Annotated in this window: 13 protein-coding genes and 2 pseudogenes; 12 read left to right on the forward strand and 3 right to left on the reverse strand. The window is 69.1% G+C overall.

Annotated elements, in window-relative coordinates; all coding sequences use genetic code 11:
• Positions 1-66: 66 nt before the first annotated feature.
• On the reverse strand, positions 67-5,478 hold the full coding sequence (pulA, locus tag QMK24_RS06750) for a pullulanase-type alpha-1,6-glucosidase (RefSeq protein ID WP_283464258.1): 5,412 nt from the start codon (positions 5,476-5,478) through the stop codon (positions 67-69).
• Positions 5,479-5,818: 340 nt separating this feature from the next.
• Here pulA and QMK24_RS06755 point away from each other — a divergent pair, with 340 nt between their 5' ends.
• From QMK24_RS06755 to QMK24_RS06780, 6 genes are all read left to right on the forward strand, one after another.
• Positions 5,819-7,114, forward strand: coding sequence for an extracellular solute-binding protein (locus tag QMK24_RS06755; protein ID WP_283464259.1), 1,296 nt, complete (start codon positions 5,819-5,821; stop codon positions 7,112-7,114).
• A gap of 272 nt (positions 7,115-7,386) precedes the next feature.
• On the forward strand, positions 7,387-8,370 hold the full coding sequence (locus QMK24_RS06760) for a carbohydrate ABC transporter permease (RefSeq protein WP_283464260.1): 984 nt from the start codon (positions 7,387-7,389) through the stop codon (positions 8,368-8,370).
• 12 nt (positions 8,371-8,382) lie between these two features.
• A complete protein-coding gene (locus QMK24_RS06765) occupies positions 8,383-9,294 on the forward strand; it encodes a sugar ABC transporter permease (protein WP_283464261.1) in 912 nt (303 codons plus the stop codon).
• Positions 9,295-9,374: 80 nt separating this feature from the next.
• Positions 9,375-11,069, forward strand: coding sequence for a glycoside hydrolase family 13 protein (locus QMK24_RS06770; RefSeq protein ID WP_283464262.1), 1,695 nt, complete (start codon positions 9,375-9,377; stop codon positions 11,067-11,069).
• 34 nt (positions 11,070-11,103) lie between these two features.
• Complete coding sequence (locus tag QMK24_RS06775; RefSeq protein WP_283464263.1) at positions 11,104-12,195, forward strand: LacI family DNA-binding transcriptional regulator; 1,092 nt, start codon at positions 11,104-11,106, stop codon at positions 12,193-12,195.
• A gap of 37 nt (positions 12,196-12,232) precedes the next feature.
• Positions 12,233-13,102 (forward strand): phosphatase PAP2 family protein, encoded by an 870-nt coding sequence (locus QMK24_RS06780; RefSeq protein ID WP_283464264.1) that lies wholly within the window; start codon positions 12,233-12,235, stop codon positions 13,100-13,102.
• Positions 13,103-13,177: 75 nt separating this feature from the next.
• On the opposite strand, the gene QMK24_RS06785 is transcribed toward QMK24_RS06780, so the two are convergent.
• Positions 13,178-16,141, reverse strand: coding sequence for a bifunctional [glutamine synthetase] adenylyltransferase/[glutamine synthetase]-adenylyl-L-tyrosine phosphorylase (locus QMK24_RS06785; protein ID WP_283464265.1), 2,964 nt, complete (start codon positions 16,139-16,141; stop codon positions 13,178-13,180).
• A 440-nt stretch (positions 16,142-16,581) separates the two neighbouring features.
• Between QMK24_RS06785 and QMK24_RS06790 the strand changes: the two genes are divergently transcribed.
• Together QMK24_RS06790 and QMK24_RS06795 are read left to right on the forward strand one after the other, a co-directional pair.
• Complete coding sequence (locus QMK24_RS06790) at positions 16,582-17,463, forward strand: alkaline phosphatase family protein (protein ID WP_283464266.1); 882 nt, start codon at positions 16,582-16,584, stop codon at positions 17,461-17,463.
• 103 nt (positions 17,464-17,566) lie between these two features.
• Positions 17,567-17,890 (forward strand): annotated as a pseudogene (locus tag QMK24_RS06795) (TolB family protein); the annotation flags it as partial.
• Positions 17,891-17,934: 44 nt separating this feature from the next.
• Here the strand turns inward: QMK24_RS06795 and glnA2 are convergent.
• Positions 17,935-19,296: a gamma-glutamylpolyamine synthetase GlnA2 gene (gene glnA2 / locus QMK24_RS06800; RefSeq protein ID WP_283464267.1), complete on the reverse strand. Its 1,362-nt coding sequence runs from the start codon at positions 19,294-19,296 to the stop codon at positions 17,935-17,937.
• A gap of 316 nt (positions 19,297-19,612) precedes the next feature.
• Between glnA2 and QMK24_RS06805 the strand changes: the two genes are divergently transcribed.
• The 4 genes and pseudogenes from QMK24_RS06805 to QMK24_RS06820 form a co-directional block, all read left to right on the forward strand.
• Positions 19,613-20,662 (forward strand): LacI family DNA-binding transcriptional regulator, encoded by a 1,050-nt coding sequence (locus QMK24_RS06805; RefSeq protein WP_283464269.1) that lies wholly within the window; start codon positions 19,613-19,615, stop codon positions 20,660-20,662.
• A 251-nt stretch (positions 20,663-20,913) separates the two neighbouring features.
• Positions 20,914-22,311, forward strand: a complete 1,398-nt coding sequence (locus QMK24_RS06810) for an ABC transporter substrate-binding protein (protein ID WP_283464270.1) — start codon at positions 20,914-20,916, stop codon at positions 22,309-22,311.
• A gap of 121 nt (positions 22,312-22,432) precedes the next feature.
• Entirely contained in the window at positions 22,433-23,410 is a 978-nt protein-coding gene (locus QMK24_RS06815; RefSeq protein WP_283464272.1) for a carbohydrate ABC transporter permease, read from the forward strand.
• Between the two features lie 15 nt (positions 23,411-23,425).
• A pseudogene (locus QMK24_RS06820) lies at positions 23,426-24,061 on the forward strand (carbohydrate ABC transporter permease); the annotation flags it as partial.
• Positions 24,062-24,188 lie beyond the last annotated feature (127 nt).

Raw genomic sequence — 24,188 nt, forward strand, 5'->3', positions numbered from 1 at the left:
GCCCGCCCGGGTGTGCCCCGGGCGGGCCGTCCTCTCGTTCCGCGCGCCGATCGTTCCGCGCGCCGGCTACCGCTTGACGTAGACCGCGACCGTGCGGGCCGGGACGGTGAAGGTCCCCGTGGCCGCGTCGTAGGCGGACTGCTTCACGACCGGGTCGGATCCGGCGGCCTGCACCGGGTGCAGGACGTAGGCGGTGCCGGACAGGGCGGTCACCTTCTGGCTGCTGCTGCTCGTCGCGGCGTTGAAGACCACGACCAGGTCGCCGAGCCGCATGGTGATGACGCCCGGTGTCTCGTCCTTGCCCGACAGCGGGAAGGAGAGCCGGTCCTGGACCTGCGCCGCAGAGGTGAGGGCGAAGGCCGGTTCTATGGAACGGATCTTCAGCAGATCCTGGTACGCGGCGGACGCACCGGTGATCTCGGCGCAGCCGGGGCGCAGGGCCGCGGAGCCGAGCAGCGGCTTGGCGAAGAGCCACTTGGGCTGGTTGCCGGCCGCCGGGGGAAGGCCGCGGCCGAAGCCGTTGCCCGCGGCGCAGTCCCAGTGGATGGCGTTGAACCAGTCACCGGAGTCGAAGGAGTTGCGGTCCAGGGACTTGGAGCGCAGCAGGTCGCTGCCCGCCTGATAGAGCGCCGGGCCCTGGGAGAGCGCGGCGGTCGATTCGGCGAGTACCTGCATACGGGCCCGGTCGGCGGCCGTCGTGGCGGCCGGGAGTTTGAAGGCCAGTGCGTCGTACAGCGATTCGTTGTCGTGGGCGTCGACGTAGGCGAGCGCGTCACCGGGCGCGGCCGCGTATCCGGCGGGCTGACCGTTGTAGTCGACCTCGGAGCCGTGGACCTCCTTGCCCGCGGAGTCCGTGAAGGTGAACTGGCGCAGGTTGCCGGTCAGCCCGATCTTGATGAGGTCCTGGTAGTGGAGCAGCCGGGCCTTCTGTTCGGCGGCGGTGCCGTTGGCGGTAGAGGAGTTGGGGTCGGTGTAGAGGCCGGTGGCGAAGCCCTGCACGCCGGGGTCGGAGTCGAACGGGCTGCCGCCGCGTACGGCGTCGCGGGCCCGGTCGCTGAAGGTGGCGATGCCGGTGCCGGCCATGTTGGCCTGGGTGGCCTGCTCGAAGCGGGCGTTGTCAGCGACCTCGCCGAAGTTCCAGCCCTCGCCGTACATGATGATCTTCTTGCCGTCGACGCCGTCGTGCGCGAGCGTGAGTGCGTCGAGGGCGTGCCGCACCGCGAGGATGTTCGCCTTCGGGTGGTGACCCATGAGGTCGAAGCGGAAGCCGTCGACCTTGTACTCCTTCGCCCAGGTGACGATGGAGTCGACCACCAGCTTGCCCATCATCGCGTTCTCGGGCGCGGTGTTGGAGCAGCAGGTGGAGTTGGCGACCGAGCCGTCGGCGAGCAACCGCTGGTAGTAGCCGGGCACGATCTTGTCGAGGACGGAGGTGCCGGCCTGCCCGGAGGCGGAGGTGTGGTTGTAGACCACGTCCATCACCACCCGCAGCCCGGAGTTGTTCAGGCCCTGCACCATCTGCCGGAACTCGGTGGTGCGCTTGGTCCCGTCCGGGTCGGTGGCGTAGGAGCCCTCGGGGACCGTGTAGTGGTACGGGTCGTAGCCCCAGTTGTAGGCGTCCTTGGCCGCGGCCTTGGTCACGCACTCCTGCTGCTTCTCGGAGTCGGCGGGGAAGGAGGCGAGGTCGCAGTCCGGGACCGCCTGGTCGGCGGCCTTCTCCGGGACGGTGGCGAAGTCGAACGCGGGCAACAGGTGAACATAGTTGGTGCCGGACTTCGCCAGCTCGCGCAGATGTGTCATGCCGGCCGAGCCCTGGGCGGTGAAGGCGGTGTACTTGCCGCGCTGCGCGGCCGGGACGGTGGTGTCCGCGGCCGAGAAGTCACGGATGTGCAGCTCCTGGATCTGCGCCCGGCCGATCGGGACCGCCTTCGGCTTGGCCTGCCGCTCCCAGCCCTTGGGGGCCAGCTTCGGGTCGTCGAGGTCGACGAGGAGGCTGCTGGCGGAGTCGGCGGTCAGCGCGACCGAGTACGGGTCGGTCACCAGGTTCGTGACGAGCTTCTGGACGCTCGGCGCCCAGACGGTGACCGCGTAGCGGTACGGCTTGCCGGTCCAGTCGTTCCCGCCGGTCACGGACCAGACGCCGCTGCCGGCGTCGCGCTTCATGGGTACGGTCCTGCCGTCGATCTGCAGCGCGACGCTGTGCGCGGTGGGTGCCCAGACGGACAGGCTCGGGCGGCCGTGCGAGAAGACCGGGCCGAGCTGCGCTCTGCCGGCCTTCGCCGCGTACAGATCGTCCAGGATGCCCTGGGTCTGCACACCGGTGGCGGCCAGCAGCGCGCCGTTGGCGGCCCGCTGGGTGGCGATGACCTGGCCGGGCAGCGCCTTCCCGATCCGGTCCCGGTCGCGCGGGTCGACGGTGAAGGCCGTGTACTCCTTCAGCTGCGGGTACTTCGCCTTCTGGGCGTCGGTGAGGCCGCCCGCGACCTTCGCGAGACGCAGCCAGTGGCCCTCGTCGGACAGGGCGCCGTTCTTGACGGTGATGCCGCCGTCCGGGGCGTAGACGAGCTGTTGGCTCGCGGACGCCGAGGGGTCGGTCTTCCATGCGACGGTGTCGCGGTCGATCCACTGCGCCTGCGCCTTGGTCAGGTCGAGGTCCGCGCCCGTGCCCTTGGGCTGCGGGAGCAGGTACTTCTCCGTTCCGGCCAACAGCCACACCTCATGCCCGTTGGAGGCGAGGTCCAGGGACTGGTCGGTCGGCAGGTCCTTGGTGTCGCCGTTGTGAAGGATGTAGCTCAGCGCGGTGGCACCCGCCGTGAGCGGCACCTCGTACACCGCGCCATAGGCGTCGATACGTGTCGGCTGGAGCGGCTTGGACCAGTCGGTGGGCGTGGCGGCGCCGGTCCAGGTGTGCAGACCCCAGCCGGTGTAGTCGCCGTCGCCGCGCTTGTAGTGCAGGACGGCCTTGGTGGTGTCCTGCGGCGGGTAGGCACCGTCGGGCGCGGCGTTCAGCACCCCGGGCTTGCCCTGCTCGATCCAGACCTCGCCGGTCCTGGTGAGATCGACGGCGCGGTCGGCGTCGGTGTCCTTCACGCCGTCCTTGTTCACGGCGATGAAGCCGACGCTGGAGGCGCCGGGCTTGAGTTTGACGTAGGCGAAGGCGCCGTAGGCGTCACGTCCGGTGAAGAGCTTGCCGGCCGGCCACGTGGTGCCTTCGCCGTCGGCGATGTCGCCCCAGGTGTACAGGCCCCAGTCGGTGTAGTCGCCGGCGGTGCGCTTGTAGTGCACGACCGCGTAGTCGCGGGAGACGGCGCTGGGAGGCGGCGCCTGGACGGGTGTGCCGCTGCTGGTGGCGGCGGTCGCGCTGCTGGTGTGTCCTGCGGAATCGGTCACCACGGCTTTGTAGCGCAGGGCGGTGCCGGCCGGGACGTTCGCGCCGATCACCTGGGTGACCTTGTACGGGGCGTGGTCGGCGGAGCCGAGCACCTGCCACTTCGCGTTGCCGGTCTGGGCGGCGAACACCACCCGGTCGAGCTGTCCGCCGGTCACGTCGGCGGATACTTCGACCGTGCCGGTGGCGCCCGCGGCCGGGGCGTGCAGCGCGATCGCCGGGCCGGCGGCGGGGGTGCCGAGCGGCTTCGCGGCCTTGTGGACGACGCTGGACAGCGCGGGGACGGTCATGGTGACCGTTCCGTCCGCGCCGCTGCGTACGGTGCCGGTGGCGCCGTAGAGCGCCCCGAAGTCCGCGGCGTCCGAACCGGTCGGTACGGTCACGGTCTTCGCCGCGGTCGCGTTGTTCACCGCGACGAGATACTCGGTCTTCGTCTTCGCGTCGGTACGGGAGTACGCGTACACGCCCGCGCCGTCGGCGGCGTACCGCTCGGTCTGTACGCCGTCGCGCAGCGCCGGGTTGTCCTTGGTGAGCTTCGAGAGCGCGGCGATCGTCCGGTAGAGCGGTGCCTGGGTGTCGTAGGAGTCGCTGGCATGGGTGCGGTCGGTGCCCAGCTCGTCGTCGTCGAGGTAGTCGGCGACCTTGGAGGCGAACATCGTCTGGCGGGCGTCCTTGTCGCCACCCGCGCCGGTGAAGCCCTGTTCGTCGCCGTAGTACACGACGGGGTTGCCGCGGCTGAGGAACATCAGCTCATTGGCGAGCCGGTCCCGCTGTACCAGCTCCGCGTCACCGGCCTTGGGGTTGTCCTGCTTGAGGAAGGTGCCGATCCGGCCCATGTCGTGGTTGCCGAGGAAGGTCACCGACTCATAGGCGTTGGCCTTGTCGGTGGTGTAGCGGTAGTCCTGCGCGAAGAGGCCGGAGAGCCGGGCCGCCGAGCCGCCCTGGGAGGCGTAGGAGCGCGCGGCGTCCTGGAAGGGGAAGTCGAGGGTGGCGTCGAGCCGGCCCTGGGTGACGTAGGGCGAGGTGATCGCCGCGTCGGCGGAGTAGACCTCGCCGAACATGAAGAACTTGTCGCGGCCGTGCTGGGCGGCGTACCTGTCGAGCGCGGTGGCCCACTGGGTCCAGAACGGCAGGTCGACGTGTTTGACGGTGTCGATCCTGAAGCCGTCGATCGCGAAGTCCTTGACCCACTTCTCGTAGATCTTCTCCATGCCCTGGACGACCTCGGGGCGCTCGGTCCACAGGTCGTCGAGGCCCGAGAAGTCACCCTGGTCGGTACTCTCCCCCGCGTAGGTGGAGTCACCCCGGTTGTGGTACATCGTCGGGTCGTTGAGCCAGGACGGCACCTTCAGATTCTGCTTCCCGGGGGCCACGACGGGCGTACGAGGGAAGGAGCCCGCACCGACCGCGGGGAAGCCCTTGCCCGCCGTGGCCGTCGCGTAGGCGCTGTCGTCGAAGGGCGTCCCGTCCTTGCTCAGATACGGGAACGCGCCCTTGGACAGATAGGAGTACGCCTTCTCCTTGTAGTCCACGACGTCTGCGGTGTGGTTGGTGATGACATCGAAGAAGATCTTCATGCCCTTGGCGTGGGCGGCGGCGATGAGCTTCTTCAGGTCGTCGTTGGTCCCGAAGTGCGGGTCGACCTGGGTGAAGTCGGTGATCCAGTAGCCGTGGTAGCCGGCCGAGGCGCCCTTCCCGGTGCCCTGCACGGGCTGGTTCTTGAAGATCGGCGCCATCCAGATGGCGGTGGTGCCGAGCCCCTTGATGTAGTCGAGCCGGCTGGTCAGGCCCTTGAGGTCGCCACCCTGGTAGAAGCCCTTGTCGGTGGGGTCGTAGCCGGTGGTCAGCCGGGATCCGGTGAGCCCGCCGGTGTCGTTGCGGGTGTCGCCGTTGGCGAACCGGTCCGGCAGGACGAAGTAGAACTGCTCACGCGTGAGGTCGTGGCGGGCCGGCTGCGCGGCGAGTGCCGCGTCGGACGGCGGAGCGGGTGGCGCGGCGGCCATGGCGGTTACGGCGGCCGGCACGGTGGCCAGCAGCAGCGCCGACACCACCGTCGCTGCCACGCGTCGTATGCGTGCGGGTACGGACACGGGCGGGTCTCCTCGGGGCGGAAAGCTCGTGCCGGGGCACTACGCGCCGAGTCCCACGGCCACCCGGCTCCACCGCCGGGCGCTGCGGACGCTATCGCTGCCGAGACCTTGCAGCAAGACCTTGCAACGCACTTCTTCGCCCCCTGGGCCTGCACCGGACATCCGCAGGTAACGGGGATGTCACATTCGGAGGACCTGCGGGAATCTTTCTTGCAGGCTCTTTCGCAAGGACTTACAACGCTGTTACGTTCCTGCCCAGCCCGAGCAGTCGCATGGGACAAGCGGCGTGCATCACCCACTCCAGGGTGAACCGGGTTTTACCCTCATCAAGGAGACAGGTATGCGACGCGGCATATCCGCCGTGGCGATGGCCGCGGCCATCGTTCTCGGGGCCACCGCCTGTGGCGGCAGCAGCGACAGCAAGAGCGCCAACGACGCGGCGAAGGACCCGGCCGGAGTCTCCGGTGACATCACGTACTGGGACACCTCGGACGCCGCCAACGAGGCTCCCGTCTACCAGAGCCTGATCAAGGACTTCATGGCGAAGTACCCGAAGATCAAGGTCAACTACGTCAACGTCCCGTTCGCCGACGTCGAGAAGAAGTTCAAGACGGCGGCGCAGAGCGGCAAGGGTGCCCCGGACGTGGTCAGGACCGATGTCGGTCTGATCCCGGAGTACGCCTCCCTGAGCTACATCGCCCCGCTGGACGGCACCGCCGCCCTGAAGGACGCCGGCGACTTCACCCAGGGCCCGCTCAACACCACCAAGTACGAGGGCAAGACCTACGGCGTCCCGTCGGTCACCGACACTCTCGGCCTCCTGTACAACAAGGAGGTCTTCGCCAAGGCCGGCATCACGAAGCCGCCGGCCACGTGGGACGAGTTCATCTCGGTCTCGAAGACGATCAAGGACAAGACCGGGGTCACCGGCACCTACGTCAACCCGGACACGTACTTCCTGATGCCGCTGCTCTTCGGCGAGGGCACCGACCTCGCGGACCCGGCCGCCAAGAAGATCACGATCAACTCGCCCGAGGCGGTCAAGGCGGTCACCACCGCCAAGAAGATCTACGACACCTCGTCGTCGAAGGTCGACTTCGCCAGCGCCTACGACAACATGCAGACCTCGTTCAAGAACGGCAAGGTCGCCATGCTGATCCAGGGCCCCTGGTCCGTCAGTGACGACGTCAGCGGCTCGGCCTTCAAGGGCAAGGAGTCCAACCTCGGCTACGCCCCGGTCCCGGCCGGCTCCACCGGCAAGGCCCAGGCCCCGACCGGCGGCCACGATCTCGCGGTCTACCAGGGCTCCAAGAACCTGGACGCCGGCTACCTGTTCACCCAGTTCATGACCTCCTCGGCGAGCCAGGTCACGATCGCCACCAAGACCGGCACCCTGCCGACCCGGACCTCCGCCTACACCGCCGCGGTCACCGCCGACCCGAAGATCGCCGGCTTCAAGGGGATCATGGACACCGCCCGCCCCCGCGTGGCGCTGCCCCAGGTCGGCAGCCTCTTCACCCCGCTCCAGCAGCAGTACGTGAAGATCCTGCAGGGCCAGGTCTCGGTCCAGGACGGTCTGAACGCCGCCGCCGATGAATTCGGCAAGCTCCTGCCGGGCTTCTCGGTCGCCAAGTAACCGCCGCTCCACAGGCACCAGACTCCGGTCCGGCCGGCCGGGGCCCCTGTCCTCCTCCGGGAGGGCCGGGGCCCACGCGCCCGGCCGTCCGGACCGGGCCGAACGCGCGGCCCCGGGGATCGAGCCACCCCGCCCGCCCCGCTCCGAGGGGCGCTCCGGGGCCGCGACACCACACCGCACCACCGTCACCGCACCACCGTGAACGGCAGCACCGTCACCACACCACCGTGAACCGCACCATCATCCGTAATCGTGGAAAGAGCCGATGAGCGATGACCACCGCAACCCTTGACAGGCAACCGCGCGGCAAGGCCCCGCGCGCCGGACTCGCGACGTCATTCAAGCGGTCATGGGACAAGCACTGGTACGCCTGGGCCATGGTCGCCCCGGTGGTCCTCGTGATCGGCGTCCTGGTCCTCTACCCGCTGGGATACGGCGCCTACCTGTCGTTCACCAACGCGACCGAGCTGAACGCCGCCAAGGACATCGGCCCGATCCACAAAGCAGCCACCTACAGCGTCGTGGGCTTCGACAACTACTGGAAGATCATCTCCGGCCAGGACGGCGACTTCTACCCCCGCCTCACCTGGACCGTGATCTGGACGGTCACCTGTGTCGCCTTCACCTACGGCATCGGTATGGGCATGGCGACGCTGCTCAACCGCCCGGTGAAGTTCCGGCTCTTCTACCGCCTCGCGCTGATCCTGCCCTGGGCGATCCCGGCCTTCGTCGGCATCTTCGCCTGGCGCCTGATGCTCAACTCGCAGTACGGCGTGTTCAACACGATCCTCACGCATGTCGGCATCCCGGCCCAGAACTGGCTGGGCACTCCCTTCGCCCAGAAGGTCGCCGTCATCATGGTCAACGTCTGGGTGGGCGTGCCCTTCATGATGGTCGCCCTGCTCGGCGGCATGCAGTCGGTCCCCAAGGAGCTCTACGAGGCCGCCGAGATGGACGGGGCCTCCCCCTGGCAGCGGTTCCACAACGTCACGCTGCCGGGCCTGCGCCCGGTGAGCAACACGGTGATCCTGCTCGGCGTGATCTGGACCTTCAACATGTTCCCGATCATCTTCCTGCTGCTGGGCCAGAACACCACCGGGGACACCGACATCCTCGTGACCTACGCCTATCGCAAGGCGTTCACCGGGGTGTCCGACTACTCCGGCGCCGCGTCCTACGGCATGGTCATCCTCGCCATCCTGCTGGTCTTCTCGACCTTCTACCGGCGTTACCAGGCCAAGACCGAGCAGGCGTAAGGAGCCATGACGATGAGTGCGACAGCCCCCACCAGCCCGGCGGAGACCGCCGGCACCACCCGCCCGGACGCCGTGGCCATCACCCGCCCGGGCCGCAAGCGCGGCGAGCGCAGCCCGCTGGCCTCGGTCGCGCTGCACGGCACGCTCCTGACCGCCGCCGCGATCGCCGTCTTCCCGGCGCTGTGGATCGCGTTCATCTCGTTCGGCCCGGCGAACGCCTGGACGGACCCGGGCCAGATCGTCAGCCATCTGAGCCTGCAGAACTACCGGACCATCCTGCACACCAACTTCCCGAAGTGGTTCCTCAACTCGGTGATCGTCGCGGCCGCGACGACCGTCCTTGGGGTCGCGCTCTCGGCGAGCGCCGGTTACGCCATCTCGCGGATGAAGTTCCCCGGCCACCGGCAGCTGATGTGGACCTTCCTGACCACGCAGATGTTCCCGATGGCCGTCCTGATCGTGCCGCTGTACAACCTGCTCGGCCAGCTCGGGCTCCTCGACAGCTACTTCGGCCTGGTCATCACCTACTGCACGATCTCGGTGCCGTTCTGCGCCTGGATGCTCAAGGGGTACTTCGACACCATCCCGCACGAGATCGACGAGGCGGGCCGGATCGACGGCCTGACCCCGTTCGGCACCTTCTGGCGGCTGATCCTGCCGCTGGCCCGGCCGGGCCTGGCCGTCACCGCGTTCTACAGTTTCCTGACCGCGTGGGGCGAGGTCGCCTACGCCAGCCAGTTCATGAGCAGCAACGAGAACTACACGCTGGCGGTCGGCATCGGCACCTACGTCACCGACCAGCGTGCACAGTGGGGTTCGATGACCGCCGCCGCGGTGATCATCGCGATCCCGGCCGCCCTGGTCTTCTTCGTGGTCCAGCGCCACCTGGTGTCCGGCCTGACTGCCGGTGCCGCCAAGTCGTGACCGACATGTAACGGCCTGACCGACACGTACCAACAGCACCACCGCCACCTGTCGTTCCCCCGCACCCATAAAGGGAATCAATGAGCCAGCACCTCACCGACGCGCCCCGCTCCGCCGCCGACAACGCCGCCGACGCCGGGCGCAGAGACTGGTGGCGTGACGCGGTGATCTACCAGGTCTACCCGCGCAGCTTCGCCGACGGCGACGGCGACGGCGTGGGCGACCTGCCCGGCATCACCGCCCGCCTGCCCTACCTCCGGGGACTCGGCGTGGACGCCGTATGGCTGTCGCCGTTCTACGCCTCCCCGCAGGCCGACGGCGGCTACGACGTGGCCGACTACCGCGCCGTCGACCCGGTGTTCGGCACCCTGACCGACGCCGACGACCTGGTGCGGGCGGCCCACGCGCTGAACCTGCGGGTCATCGTGGACGTGGTCCCGAACCACTGCTCGGACCAGCACGAGTGGTTCAAGCAGGCGCTGCGCGAGGGCACCGGATCCCCGATCCGCGAGCGCTTCCACTTCCGCCCCGGCAAGGGCGACAGTGGTGAACTCCCGCCCAACGACTGGGAGTCGATTTTCGGCGGACCGGCCTGGACGCGGACCGTAAACGCTGACGGCACCCCCGGCGACTGGTACCTCCACCTGTTCGCCGCCGAGCAGCCGGACTTCAACTGGGACCACCCGGCCGTGCACGACGAGTTCCGCTCCGTGCTGCGCTTCTGGCTGGACCTGGGCATCGACGGCTTCCGGATCGACGTCGCCCACGGCCTGGTCAAGGCCGAGGGCCTGCCCGACATCGGCTCCCACGAGCAACTCAAGCTGCTGGGCACCGCGTCGATGCCGTACTTCGACCAGGACGGCGTGCACGAGATCTACCGCAGCTGGCGCAAGATCCTCGACGAGTACTCCCCCGACCTCCGGCCGGGAGGTGCCCCCAGCGACCGGATCGCCGTCGCCGAGGCGTGGACGCCGACGGTCGAGCGCAGCGCGCTGTACCTGCGCCCGGACGAGCTGCACCAGGCGTTCAACTTCGAGTACCTGACGTCCGGTTGGGACGCCGTCACGCTGCGCCGGGTCATCGACGGTTCGCTGACCGCGATGAGCACCGTCGGCGCGCCCGCGACCTGGGTGCTGTCCAACCACGACGTGGTGCGGCATTCCACTCGCTTCGCCGACGGCGACGAGGCGCGCGGTCTGCGCCGGGCCCGCGCCGCGACCCTGCTGATGCTGGCACTGCCCGGCTCCGCCTATCTGTACCAGGGCGAGGAGTTGGGCCTTCCCGAGGTCACCGACCTGCCGGACGAGGTGCGCCAGGACCCGGCGTTCTTCCGCAACGCCGGCCAGGACGGCACCCGCGACGGCTGCCGCGTACCGCTGCCGTGGTCGGGCGAGCGGGCTCCGTACGGCTTCGGCCCGGCCGAGGGCGGCCCGAGCTGGCTGCCGCAGCCCGACTGCTGGGCGGGGCTCAGTGTCGCGGCCCAGCAGGGCGACCCCACCTCCACGCTGGAGTTCTACCGCGGCGCGCTGGCCGTCCGCCGGGAGCACCCGGCGCTGGGCGCGGGCACCGATGTGACCTGGCTGGAAGCGCCGGACGGTGTGCTGGCGTTCCGCCGGGACAGCGGCAAAGGCACGTTCGTCTGCACGGCCAACATCACCGGAAACCCCGTCACGATCCCGGCGCCGGGCCGCGCGCTGCTCGCCAGTGGCGAATTCACGGTGGGCGGAGCGGATGCCGTCATCCCCGCTGACACGACGATTTGGTGGGCGATCTGACGTGGCGGCCATCCGTCCCCTAGCATCCGGTGCTGTGACCGCAAGGCTTGCTGACATCGCAACCCAGGCGGGTGTCAGCGAAGCAACGGTCAGCCGCGTCCTCAACGGCAAGCCCGGCGTATCCGCCACCACCCGTGAATCCGTGCTGGCCGCCCTCGATCTGCTCGGCTACGAACGGCCGGTCCGGCTGCGGCAGCGCAGCGCGGGGCTGATCGGCCTGATCACCCCGGAACTGGAGAACCCGATCTTTCCCGCGTTCGCGCAGGTGATCGGCCAGGCGCTGACCCGCGACGGGTACACCCCGCTGCTGGCCACCCAGACGCCGGGCGGCTCGACCGAGGACGAGCTGGTCGAGATGCTCGTGGAACGCGGCGTCGCCGGGATCATCTTCGTCTCGGGCCTGCACGCCGACTCCACCGCCGACACCGAGCGGTACGCCAGGCTGCACGGCCAGGGCGTTCCGTTCGTGCTGATCAACGGCTTCTCGGACCGGATCAAGGCGCCTTTCGTGTCCCCGGACGACCGGGGCGCGATGCGGCTGGCCGTCACCCATTTGGCGGCACTCGGACATGAGAAAATCGGACTGGCGGTCGGACCGAAGCGCTTTGTACCGGTACTCCGCAAGATCCAGGGCTTCATCAGCAGCATGGAGGACGTGCTGGGCCTGACCGCCGAGCAGTCCGAGGAGTTGATCCAGCACTCTCTGTACACGCTGGAAGGCGGCCAGGCGGCCGCGACGGCGCTCATCGAGTCCGGCTGCACGGCGATCGTCTGCGCGTCCGACATGATGGCGCTCGGCGCGATCCGGGCCGCCCGGCAGCAGGGCCTGTCGGTGCCCGGAGATGTCTCCGTCGTCGGTTTCGACGACTCCCCGCTGATCGCCTTCACGGATCCGCCCCTGACGACCATCAGGCAGCCCGTGGCCGCCATGGGGCAGGCGGCGGTGCGGGCGCTGCTGGAGGAGATCGGCGGCACTCCTGCCCCGCACAGCGAGTTCGTCTTCCTCCCCGAGCTGGTCGTTCGCGGTTCAACGGCGGCGGTGCCGAGCGGCCCCGCACCGGCGCTCCTGGTCCAGCAGTCGGCCGGAATGCGTACACCGAATGCACAGGGTCCGTCCGGCGTCTGATCGGCAAGGTCCTGTGGGTCTGGCAGACTGTTCCTCCATGGGGGAACCGACCGCGAAGATCATGGCTGGCCGTATGGCCGCCCCGCCGCGCTCCATCGGTTCCACTGATTCCGATGGAGCGCCGAGCGAGGGCCGTACGGCACCCCGCCACACCCTCGTGTCGAGGCTCCGCACCCCGCGCAGACCGCGTCTGTGGTTCGAGATCGCACTGATCGCCGTCAGTTACTGGGTGTATTCACTCGTCCGTAACGCCGTGCCCGAGCAGGAGCCGGCGGCGATGCGGCACGCCAACGCGATCTGGAAGCTGGAGCACCATCTCGGCCTCGCGGTCGAGCACACCGTCAACCACGTGGTGAACTCGGTGACATGGCTGATCGTGGGCATGAACTACTACTACGCGACGCTGCACTTCGTCATCACCATCAGCGTCCTGGTGTGGCTCTACCGCAAGCATCCGGGCCGCTACGGCCCGGCCCGTACGGTGCTCTTCGTCACCACCGGCATCGCACTGGTCGGCTTCTACTTCTACCCGCTCGCGCCACCCCGGCTGATGCGGGGCATCGACTTCATCGACACGGTCAAGGTGCACCACACCTGGGGCTCGATGGCCTCCGGCGACCTCGCCCATGTGTCGAACCAGTACGCCGCGATGCCGTCCATGCACATCGGCTGGTCCCTGTGGTGCGGCATCACCATCGCGATGCTCGCCCGCCCGCTGTGGGCCAAGGTGCTGGGCGTCCTGTACCCGCTGGCCACCCTGCTGGTGATCATCTCGACGGCCAACCATTTCTGGCTCGACGCCATAGGGGGCGCCGTGTGCCTGGGTGCCGGCTTCGCGGTGGTCTACGCGGTCTACGGCCGCTTCGTCTACCACCTGCCGCGCTATCCGGCGACCGCCCGCCGCTGAGCCGTTCCGGCGCGGGGCCGGGCACTGCTGAGCCCGCTGAGCCCGAACACCGCCGGCCTGGCACCCGGCGGCCCGTCACGCCTCGTATTCGTAGAAGAGCCGTTCGACGACCGCGCGGGCCCGGCGGGTCGTGCGGCGGTAGTCCTCGACCATGTCCCCGACATGGCCCGGCGAGTAGCCGAGGTAGCGCCCGACGGCGGCGAGCTCCCGGCCGTCGCCGGGGAAGGTGTCCCCGGGGCGCCCGCGCACCAGCATCACCGCGTTGCGGACCTTCGTCGCCAGCACCCACGCCTCGTCCAGCACCGCCGCGTCATGGGCGCCGACCAGCCGGGCGGCGCGGGCGGCGGCCAGGGCCCGGCGGGTGCGGGTGGTGCGCAGCTCCGGCAGCCTTCCGCCGTGCTGCATCTGCAGCAGCTGGACGGTCCACTCGACGTCGGACAGCCCGCCGCGGCCGAGCTTGGCGTGGGTGGTGGGGTCGGCGCCGCGCGGCATGCGCTCGGACTCCATCCGGGCCTTGAGCCGGCGGATCTCGCGTACCGCGTCGTCGTCGAGCCCCCCGGGCGGGTACCGCAGCGGGTCGATCAGTTCGATGAAGCGCCGCCCCAGCCCCGGATCCCCCGCGACGGGGTCGGCCCTCAGCAGCGCCTGGCTCTCCCAGCCCAGCGACCAGCGCCGGTAGTAGGCGGCATACGAGCCGAGGGTGCGCACCAGCGGGCCGCTCTTGCCCTCCGGGCGCAGGTCGGCGTCGATGATCAGCGGCGGGTCCGCGGTGGGGATCTGCAGCAGCCGGCGCAGCTCGTTGGCGACCTTGGCGGCCTGGGCGCCGGCCTTCCCCTCATCGACCCCGTCGAACGGTTCATGGACGAACATCACGTCGGCGTCCGAGCCGTAGCCCTGTTCGCGTCCGCCGAAGCGGCCCATGCCGATGACGGCGAAGCGCGTCGCCAGGGGTCCCTCCGCGTGCTGGACGGCGTCCATGGCCGCCTGCAGGGCGCCTACGATGGCGGTCGCGTTGATGTCGGTGACGGCGGTGCCGACCGCGTCCACGCCCAGCTCGCCGATGACGTCGGCCGCCGCCGTACGGAACAGCTCACGCCGCCGTACGCCACGTACCGCCGTGACCGCCTTCTCGGGTCCGTCGGCGCGGCCCACGGCGGCAAGCACCTCCTGTTCGAGCGCCGCCGCGGTGCGCGGCCGCAGGCCCTCGGGGGCGCCGAGCAGGGCGACCGCCTCGGGGGCCCGCATGAGCAGGTCCGGGGCGAGCCGGCCGGAGGACAGCACCCGGGCGAGGTGTTCGGCCGCGGCGCCCTCGTCACGCAGCAGCCGCAGATACCAGGGGGTCTTGCCGAGCGCGTCGGAGACCTTGCGGAAGCCGAACAGCCCGGCGTCCGGGTCGGCGGAGTCGCCGAACCAGCCGAGCAGGACCGGCAGCAGGGTGCGCTGGATGGCGGCCTTGCGGCTGACGCCGCTGGCCAGCGCCTCCAAGTGGCGCATGGCGGCGGCCGGATCGGCGTAGCCGAGCGCCAGCAGGCGCTGCCTGGCGGCATCGGTGCTGAGCCGGGTCTCGACCGGTTCGAGCTGGGCGACCGCGTCGAGAAGCGGCCGGTAGAAGAGCTTCTCGTGCAGCCGGCGCACCTCCACGGCGTGCCGCTTCCACTCCCGGTTCAGCTCGGCGACGGGGTCGGCGCGGAAACCCAGTGACCTGCCCAGCCGGCGCAGCCCGGCCTCGTCGTCCGGCACCAGGTGGGTGCGGCGCAGCTTGTGCAGCTGGATGCGGTGCTCCATCCGGCGCAGGAAGCGGTAGGCCGCGTCGAGCGACGCGGCGTCGGCGCGGCCCACGTAGCCGCCCGCCGCGAGCTGTGCGAGCGCGGTGAGGGTGGTGCCGCTGCGCAGCGAGGAATCGGTTCTGCCGTGCACCAGCTGGAGCAGCTGGACGGCGAACTCGACGTCGCGCAGCCCGCCGGGACCGAGCTTCAGCTCCCGCTCGACGTGCGCGGCCGGGATGTTCTCCACGACCCGGCGGCGCATCTGCTGGACGTCGGAGACGAAGTGCTCGCGGTCGGCGGCCTGCCACACCATCGGCGAGAGCGCCTCGACATAGTCCTGGCCCAGCTCGCGGTCGCCCGCCATCGGCCGGGCCTTGAGCAGCGCCTGGAACTCCCAGGTCTTGGCCCACCTCTTGTAGTAGGCGAGGTGGCTGGAGAGCGTCCGCACCAGCGGGCCGTTCTTGCCCTCCGGCCGCAGATTGGCGTCGACCGGCCAGATGGTGCCCTCGGCGGTGGTGTCGGAGCAGACCCGCATCATGCGGGCGGCCAGCCGCGTCGCGGCCTGCATCGCCGCGGCCTCCTCCGCGCCCTCGGCCGGTTCGGCCACGAAGATGACGTCCACGTCCGAGACGTAGTTCAGCTCATGGCCGCCGCACTTGCCCATGCTGATCACGGCGAGCCGGCACAGCGCGGCGTCCCGCGGCGCCTCGGCGGCGGCGATGGCGAGCGCGGCGCGCACGGTCGCGGTGGCGAGGTCGGCCAGCTCGGCGGCCGTGTGCACCAGGTCGCTGGTGCCGCACACATCGCGGGCGGCGATCGCCAGCAGGCAGCGGCGGTAGGCCGCGCGCAGCGCGTCGGGATCGTTGGCCGGGGCCAGCCCGCGTTCGAACTCGGCCACACCGGGGTGCAGGTCGGCCGACTCGTACGTCACCAGCGCGTGCCAGTCGTGCGGGTGCCGGGCGAGGTGGTCGCCGAGCGCCTCGGAGGCGCCGAGCACGCCGAGCAGCCGGTCGCGCAGCGGCTTGGCGGTGGTCACGGTGTCCAGCAGCGTCCGCCGCTCGCCCGCGTCCATGGCCTCCACGAGCCGTACCAGGCCCAGCAGCGCCTGGTCGGGATCCGCCGTCGCGCCGAGCGCGTCCAGGAGCACCGGGTCGGTCCGCACCGCGGCCAGCCCCGCCGTCTCCACCAGCAGCTCGGCCGCCGCCGGGTCGGTGAACCCGTGCCTCAGCAGCCGGGAGAACGTGCTGCTTCGGCGCCCTTGCGGCAGCGACATCTCGCCTCCGGTCCGTGTACGTACCCTCGTCCGTGGATGCGGTCCCTGCGATCCGTGGCGGTCCGCGGAGGCCGGTGGCGTCCGTGGCGATCCGTTCCCGCGATGCCTGCCTGCGTTCACGGATGCGTCCCGGCTGCGTCCGGATGCGATCTGCCTGCGGTCCTGCCTACGATCAAGGTCCCAGCTGAGCGTAACCGCCCGGCCGCCGACCCGGAACGGTGTGCACCGGACCGCGAACGGTCGCGGGGCCACGGACGGGACCGCTACCGGGGCCGTCGACGCGGCCCACCCCGATCGTTTTCCCGACTTTCACGTTCACGCACGTTCACAGAGCTTCTACCGTTCGGCGTCCGCTTCTACCCTGGCACCGCACCGCGCCCCCATACCCCCCTGACCGGAGGTAAGCCGTGCCCGGCTTGTCCCTTTCCATACCGCGCTTCATGCCGCGATCCGTACCGCGTCCGCTCACCGCTGTCGCGGCCGCCGTCGGCCTCGCCGCGGCCTCCGCCGGCCTGTTGGCCGGCCTCGGCGGCGCGTCCACCGCGCACGCGGCCACCGCCGTCCCCACCCCCGACCACGTGATCGTCGTGGTGATGGAGAACCACTCCTACACCCAGGTCATCGGCAGCTCCAGCGCCCCGTACATCAACTCGCTGAAGACCGGCGGCGCGAACCTCACTGCCTCGTTCGGCATCACCCACCCGAGCCAGCCGAACTACTACCAGCTGTTCTCGGGCAGCGACCAGGGCATCACCGGCGACAGCTGCGTCACCCCCGGCTTCAGCTCCGCGCCCAACCTCGGCTCCGAGCTGGCCGCCGCGGGGAAGACCTGGGGCAGCTACAACGAGTCGCTTCCCAGCCAGGGCTCGACCACCTGCAGCAGCGGCAAGTACGCCCAGAAGCACAATCCCTGGTTCGGCTTCAGCAATGTGCCGACCTCGAGCGCCAAGACCTTCGCGCAGTTCCCGTCGGACTACACGACGCTGCCGCAGGTCTCCTTCGTCGTACCGAACCTGTGCAGCGACATGCACGACTGTTCCGTCAGCACCGGTGACACCTGGCTGAAGAACAACCTCGGCGCTTACGCCACGTGGGCCAAGACCCACAACAGCCTGCTCGTCGTCACCTTCGACGAGGACAACCGGCTCGCCGGGAACAGGATCCCCACCGTCCTGTACGGCCGGCAGGTCGCCCCGGGCAGCAGCTCGTCCACCACGTACAACCACTACAACGTGCTGCGCACCCTCGAGGACATGTACGGCACCACCCACGCGGGGAACGCCGCCTCGGCCTCCGACATCACCGGTATCTGGACCGGCTGATCGTGCACCCGGCGGACGGCCCCGGCACTCCAGAGCCCGCGACGCCGGCGGCCGGCACCGGGACCGAAGGAGCCGGGACCGAAGGAGCCGCGGCCGAAGAGGCCGCGGCGTGACCACGCTGCGCCCGAACCTCGAATGCCCGTCGCTCTCCCCCGACGGCACCCGCCTCGTCTTCCAGAAGCGCGTCCCGGGCCTGTCCCCCGACGCCCCCTGGCGGCTCTACGCCCTCGACCTCGCCACGATGCGCGAGACCGCCCTGGCCGAGCCCCGCAGCATCGACGACCAGGCCGTCTGGAGCGACGACCGCACCGTCGCCTACTCCCTCCCGGGCGACTTCGGCGCCGACCTCTACACCGTCCCCGCCGACGGCACGGGCTCCCCCCACCCCCTCACCAAGGCCGCCCTCGCCCCCGCCTCCACCGGCTGAGGCCGGAAGGGGCGGGAGCGAGGGCGGGCGGGGCTGGCCTGCGCTTACAGGTTCGGGAGGTTCTTGCGGAGCTCGAAGGCGGTGACCTCGCTGCGGTACTCCTCCCACTCCTGCTTCTTGTTGCGCAGGAAGAAGTCGAAGACGTGCTCGCCGAGCGTTTCGGCGACCAGTTCGCTGCGCTCCATCAGGGTGATGGCCTCGCCCAGGTTCTGCGGAAGGGGCTCGATGCCCAGGGCGCGGCGTTCGGCCTCGGAGAGGGCCCAGACGTCGTCGTCGGCGCCGGGGGGCAGTTCGTAGCCCTCCTGAATGCCCTTCAAGCCGGCGGCGAGCAGCACCGCGTATGCGAGGTAGGGGTTGGCGCCGGAGTCGATGGAGCGGACCTCGACGCGGGTGGAGCCGGTCTTGCCGGGCTTGTACATCGGGACCCGGATCAGGGCGGAGCGGTTGTTGTGGCCCCAGCAGATGTACGAGGGGGCCTCGCCGCCGGCGCCGGCGGTGCGCTGGGAGCCGCCCCAGATGCGCTTGTAGGAGTTCACCCACTGGTTGGTGACGGCGGAGATCTCGCCGGCGTGCTTGAGCAGGCCCGCGATGAAGGACCGGCCGACCTTGGAGAGCTGGAACTCCGAGCCGGACTCGTAGAACGCGTTGCGGTCGCCCTCGAAGAGGGAGAGGTGGGTGTGCATGCCCGAGCCGGGGAAGTCGGAGAACGGCTTCGGCATGAAGGTGGCGTGCACGCCCTGCTCCAGCGCGACCTGCTTCATCACCAGCCGGAACGTCATGACGTTGTCGGCGGTGGACAGCGCGTCGGCGTACCGGAGGTCGATCTCCTGCTGGCCGGGGGCGCCCTCGTGGTGGGAGAACTCCACCGAGATGCCCATCGACTCCAGCATGGTGATCGCCTGGCGGCGGAAGTCCATGCCGACGTTCTGCGGAGTGTGGTCGAAGTAGCCGGAGTTGTCGGCGGGGGTCGGGACGGTGCCGTCGAGCGGCTTGTCCTTGAGCAGGAAGAACTCGATCTCGGGGTGGGTGTAGAAGGTGAACCCGAGGTCGGAGGTCTTGGCCAGGGCGCGCTTGAGGACATAGCGCGGGTCGGCGTACGAGGGCGAGCCGTCCGGCATGAGGATGTCGCAGAACATCCGGGCGGTCCCCGGGCCCTCGGCGCGCCACGGCAGGATCTGGAAGGTGCTGGGGTCCGGCTTGGCGATCATGTCCGACTCGTAGACCCGGGCGAAGCCCTCGATCGCCGAGCCGTCGAAGCCGATGCCTTCGTCGAAGGCCTGCTCCAGTTCGGCGGGGGCGACGGCGACCGACTTGAGATAGCCGAGCACATCGGTGAACCACAGCCGCACGAATCGGATGTCGCGCTCTTCGAGTGTGCGAAGCACGAACTCCTGCTGCTTATCCATTTCCACCCATCCTCGCTGATCAGGCTGCCTGCTCCCGCGCCGCGGGGCACATCGGGGCACATGAGCATCCCACCACACGGTTTCCGACGTGTTGCGGACCCTCGTCCGGCAACCCGCCGCACGTGGGCGTACTGCTGCCGCCCATACTGCCCGCTGTTTCGGCAGCGGCGCCCGCAGGGCCACCGCTATCGTGCTGCCGGATCGTGCTGCCCGGGCGGCACCGGTGTCCGGAGACGATCTTCCGGATACCGAACCTTGCAGGATTGGCGCAAATTTCCCGCAAAAAACTTGCGCAACCTGTACTAGAGTTGACGTCATGACACGACGACTTGCCACGGTGGCAAAGAAGGTCGGGGTGAGCGAGGCGACCGTCAGCCGAGTGCTGAACGGGAAGCCCGGAGTCTCCGATGCGACCAGAGCCGCAGTGCTGACCGCACTCGATGTGCTCGGTTACGAACGACCGACCCAGCTGCGCGGGGAGCGTGCCCGGCTTGTCGGGCTCGTGCTCCCGGAGCTTTCCAATCCGATCTTCCCGGCCTTCGCCGAGGTGGTGGGCGGAGCCCTGGCACAGCAGGGATTCACACCCGTCCTGTGCACCCAGACCGTCGGCGGAGTGTCGGAGGCCGACTACGTCGAACTGCTGCTGCAGCAGCATGTGTCCGGGGCGATCTTCTTCGGCGGCCTGTACGCCCAGGCCGAGTCGTCGCACGAGCACTACGCCCGGCTCGCCGAGCGCAATCTGCCCACCGTCCTGATGAACGCCGCCATCGGCCATCTCGACTTCCCGCGCGTCTCGTGCGACGACGCCGTCGCCGTGGAGCAGGGGATGACCCATCTCGCCTCGCTCGGCCACGAGCGCATCGGCCTGATCCTCGGCCCGCCCGACCATGTGCCGTCACAGCGCAAACTCGCCGCGGCCCGCCGCTGGATCGCGCGGCGCGGCGGCGAACTCTCCGACACCGCGGTCGAACACGCGCTGTTCACCCTCGAGGGCGGCCAGGCCGCGGCCGGCCGGCTGATCCAGCGCGGCATCACCGCCGTCATCTGCGCCAGCGACCCGATCGCCCTGGGCGCCATCAGGGCCGCCCGCCGCCGCGGGCTGAACGTGCCCGGGGACTTCTCGGTCATCGGGTACGACGATTCGATGTTCATGAATTGCATCGATCCGCCGCTCACGACCGTGCGCCAGCCCATCGAGGCGATGGGCCGGGCCGCCGTCGATCTGCTCAGCGGCCAGATCAGCGGCACCCCCGTCGACCACGACGAGCTGCTCTTCGAGCCCGAGCTGGTGGTGCGCGGCTCCACGGGGCCCGCGCCCCGTGCCACGCGCCCCCAGCAGCCGGAGGTCGAGGCGACGACCCGGTAGGCGACCCCTCACTGACATCCCTCCCCGGCCTCACTCCCCGACATCACTGACATCACTGGCTGGGAAACGGCTTCGTAATCAAGTCGTGTCTTTGCGAGCTTCGCGTGAAATCTTGCGGACATCTATCGGGTTCAGTACCTTGAGCCCACCCGAGACGGCGGCGCACACCCCGCGCCACGCAACCGCGCAGGGTTCGCAGATCTCAGAGCGCAGAGCATCGTCGCGCAGTGGTTCAGGGGAAGGGTTGATCAATGAAGACAAACCGCTACCGGACGCTGGTGGCCGTCATGCTGGTCGCCGGCATCGGCATGACCGCCGCGGCGTGTTCGGACAGCAAGAGCACCAAGGACACCGGCTCCGGCGACAAGAGCGCCGGCGCCAAGCTGGATCCCAGCACCAAGGTCACGATCAGCGTGGACTGCATGCCGCCGACCACCAAGAAGCCCGAGCGCAAGCAGTGGCTCGACGACATCGCCGAGTTCAAGAAGCTCTACCCGAACGTCACGGTCAACAGCAAGGACGCCTTCCCGTGTGAGGATCCGGCGAAGTTCACGGCCATGATGAAGGGCGGTACGCAAACCGACGCCTTCTACACGTACATGACCGACAAGAACCAGGTGCTCGACGCGGGGCAGGGCGCGGACATCACGGCGTACGTCACGCCGGAGACCGTCCCGAGCCTCAACGACATCGACCCGAACGTCCTGAACGTGCTCAAGGACGGCGGCAAGCTGTACGGGCTGCCCACGTCCAACTACCAGATGGGCCTGATCTACAACCGCAAGATCTTCACCCAGGCCGGTCTCGACCCCAACAAGCCCCCGACCACCTGGGAGGGCGTGCGGGCCGCGGCCAAGCAGATCCAGGACAAGCTGGGCAGCCAGGGCATCCACGGCTTCATGGAGAACGCCGGCGGCAACCAGGGCGGCTGGCACTTCACCTCGGAGCTCTACGGCCTGGGGGGCCAGATGACCTCCGAGGACGGCAAGAAGGCCGCGTTCAACACCGCCGAGGGCAAGCAGCTCCTGCAGACCCTCCACGACATGCGCTTCACCGACAACAGCATGCCGGCCAGTCCGGGACTCGTGTGGGGCGACGTCCAGAAGGCCATGGGCACCAGCAAGGTCGGTATGTACGTCGGTGCTCCTGACGACGTCCAGCTCGTCGTCCAGCAGTACCAGGCCAAGTTCGAGGACCTCGGCATGGCGCCGATCCCCGGTGGCAAGACCTCGCTGTTCGGCGGCGCCGACTACATGTTCAAGAAGTCGGACACCCCCGACCAGATCAAGGCCGGCATCGCCTGGATCAACTTCAAGTTCCTGACCTTGGAGAAGGGCCAGTTCAACTACGCGCGCAACAAGGGGGACGGCATCCCGGTCGGCCTGCCGCAGCCGTTCTTCTTCACCGGCGCGTCGAAGGACAAGGACACCGCCACCAAGACGGCGAACGCGACCGTACCGGTCGAGAACTTCGCCACCTATGTGGCCGCCGGGGTTCCGGTGAAGCCCGAGCCGCCGAACGCCCAGAAGATCTACACGGCGATCGACACCGTGATGTCCGGCGCGCTGACCAACAAGAACGCCGATGTCGGCAAGCTGCTCTCCACCGCTGAGACCCAGGTCAACACGCTGCTGGCCGCATGCCATTAGCTGGTTGCGGGGGGGCCGGCCCACCGGCCGGCCCCCGCGCCGGGACCCCAGCCAGAGCCTCAGCCCCTGCGACAGCCCCTGCCCCAGCCCCCAGCCCCCGGCCCCAGTCGAGGAGTTCCCCATGGCGGCGACCACCGTCTCCCACAACAAGACCAAAGGCCGTGCCGGGCATTCCTCGCCGAGGGGTTCCAAACGCCGTCCGGGACTTCCCGGCGAGTCCGCCCGCTCGGCGTTCGGCCGGAGACTGCGACGCGATCTGCAGGCGCATGGATTCATGATCGGCGCGGTGCTCTGCTTCGGATTCTTCTCCTGGTATCCGATGATCCGCGAAGTCATCATGAGCTTCCAGAAGACCAAGCGCGGCGAGACCAAGTGGGTCGGCTGGGCGAATATCGAAACCGTGTGGAACGACCCCGGGTTCTGGCCGGCCTGGCGCAACACCATGCAGTTCACGCTGTACGCGCTGGTGATCGGCTTCGCGGCACCGTTCATCATCGCCATCGTGCTCAATGAATTCCGGCACGCACAGGCGTACTTGCGCATTCTGGTCTATCTGCCGGTGATGCTGCCCCCCGTCGCCGGGGTGCTGCTCTTCAAGTACTTCTACAACCCGGAATACGGCCTGTTCAACCACATCCTGCATTTCCTGCACCTTCCGGAACAGGCCTGGCTCGACTCGTCGAGCACCGCGATGATCTCCGTGGTGATCGCGGCCACCTGGATGAGCATGGGCGGCGCCACCCTGATCTATCTGGCGGCGCTCCAGAACGTCCCGGGCGAGCTGTACGAGGCCGCCGACCTGGACGGCGCCGGGCTGCTGCGCAAGATCTGGCACATCACCATCCCGCAGACCCGGTCGGTGCTGTCGCTGATGCTGCTGCTCCAGATCGTGGCGACCATGCAGGAATTCACCAATGTGTACCTGCTCACCGGCGGCAGCGGACCGGAGAACTCCACCGGCACCGTGGTCTACATGGTGTACCAGTACGCGTTCCGCTACGACAGCTTCGGAAGCGCCTCGGCGCTCGGACTCATCATGCTGCTGGTACTCGGCGGATTCTCCGGCCTGTACGCGCGGCTCAGCCGCGACAGCGACTAGGACGGGGAGGGGGACATGGCAGCGAACCCATCACAGAACCGCACTCTGATCTCCGCGGCCGCGCTGAACCGGCCGCGGGGGAAATTCATCTACTGGACCGTCCTCTCGACGGTCCTCGTGGTCTTCACCCTGGTCTTTCTCGGCCCGCTCTACTGGATGGTGACCGGCGGATTCAAATCCGCTCAGGAAGTGCTCCAGAATCCGCCGACGCTCTTCCCGAAGGACCCGAAGCCTGGCACCTACGCGACCGCGTGGAGCCAGCTGAAGATCGCCCGGCTGCTGTTCAACACGATGTACTACGCGTTCGGCGCGCTCGCCTTCCAGCTGGTGTTCGATGTGGGCGCGGCCTACGCGATATCCAAGCTGCGGCCGGTGCTGGGAAACCTGATCCTCGGCATGATGCTGGCCACGCTGATGATCCCGGCCGCCGTCCTGATCGTGCCGCAGTATCTGACCGTTCTCGATCTGCCGCTGCTGCATGTGAACCTGATCGGCACTCCGTGGGCGATCTGGCTGCCCACCGTCGCCAATGGATTCAACATCTTCCTGCTGAAGCGGTTCTTCGACTCGATTCCCGAGGACCTGATGTCAGCGGCGGCGATCGACGGGGCGAGTCCGCTGCGGACCCTGTGGTCGATCGTGCTGCCAATGTGGGTCTTCGAATTTAACCGGGCAATCGCGTAGGCGGCACGCACGGTTGTGACGTTGCGTGACGGCGTGGTGGTTCCGGTGCCCTGGACGCAAGGGGCCCGCAGGCGTTCGTGATCATGGTTGTTCT

The organism is Streptomyces sp. PH10-H1 (assembly GCF_030063355.1).
Classification (GTDB): Bacteria; Actinomycetota; Actinomycetes; order Streptomycetales; family Streptomycetaceae; genus Actinacidiphila.

Excerpts from the sequence above, each read along its gene's own strand:
- QMK24_RS06780 (WP_283464264.1), top strand. The coding sequence starts at position 12,233 with ATGGGGGAACCGACCGCGAAGATCATGGCTGGCCGTATGGCCGCCCCG.
- glnA2 (WP_283464267.1), bottom strand. The coding sequence starts at position 19,296 with ATGGATAAGCAGCAGGAGTTCGTGCTTCGCACACTCGAAGAGCGCGAC.
- QMK24_RS06760 (WP_283464260.1), top strand. The coding sequence starts at position 7,387 with ATGACCACCGCAACCCTTGACAGGCAACCGCGCGGCAAGGCCCCGCGC.
- QMK24_RS06790 (WP_283464266.1), top strand. The coding sequence starts at position 16,582 with ATGCCGCGATCCGTACCGCGTCCGCTCACCGCTGTCGCGGCCGCCGTC.
- QMK24_RS06755 (WP_283464259.1), top strand. The coding sequence starts at position 5,819 with ATGCGACGCGGCATATCCGCCGTGGCGATGGCCGCGGCCATCGTTCTC.
- QMK24_RS06765 (WP_283464261.1), top strand. The coding sequence starts at position 8,383 with ATGAGTGCGACAGCCCCCACCAGCCCGGCGGAGACCGCCGGCACCACC.
- QMK24_RS06815 (WP_283464272.1), top strand. The coding sequence starts at position 22,433 with ATGGCGGCGACCACCGTCTCCCACAACAAGACCAAAGGCCGTGCCGGG.
- QMK24_RS06785 (WP_283464265.1), bottom strand. The coding sequence starts at position 16,141 with ATGTCGCTGCCGCAAGGGCGCCGAAGCAGCACGTTCTCCCGGCTGCTG.
- QMK24_RS06770 (WP_283464262.1), top strand. The coding sequence starts at position 9,375 with ATGAGCCAGCACCTCACCGACGCGCCCCGCTCCGCCGCCGACAACGCC.
- QMK24_RS06810 (WP_283464270.1), top strand. The coding sequence starts at position 20,914 with ATGAAGACAAACCGCTACCGGACGCTGGTGGCCGTCATGCTGGTCGCC.
- QMK24_RS06805 (WP_283464269.1), top strand. The coding sequence starts at position 19,613 with ATGACACGACGACTTGCCACGGTGGCAAAGAAGGTCGGGGTGAGCGAG.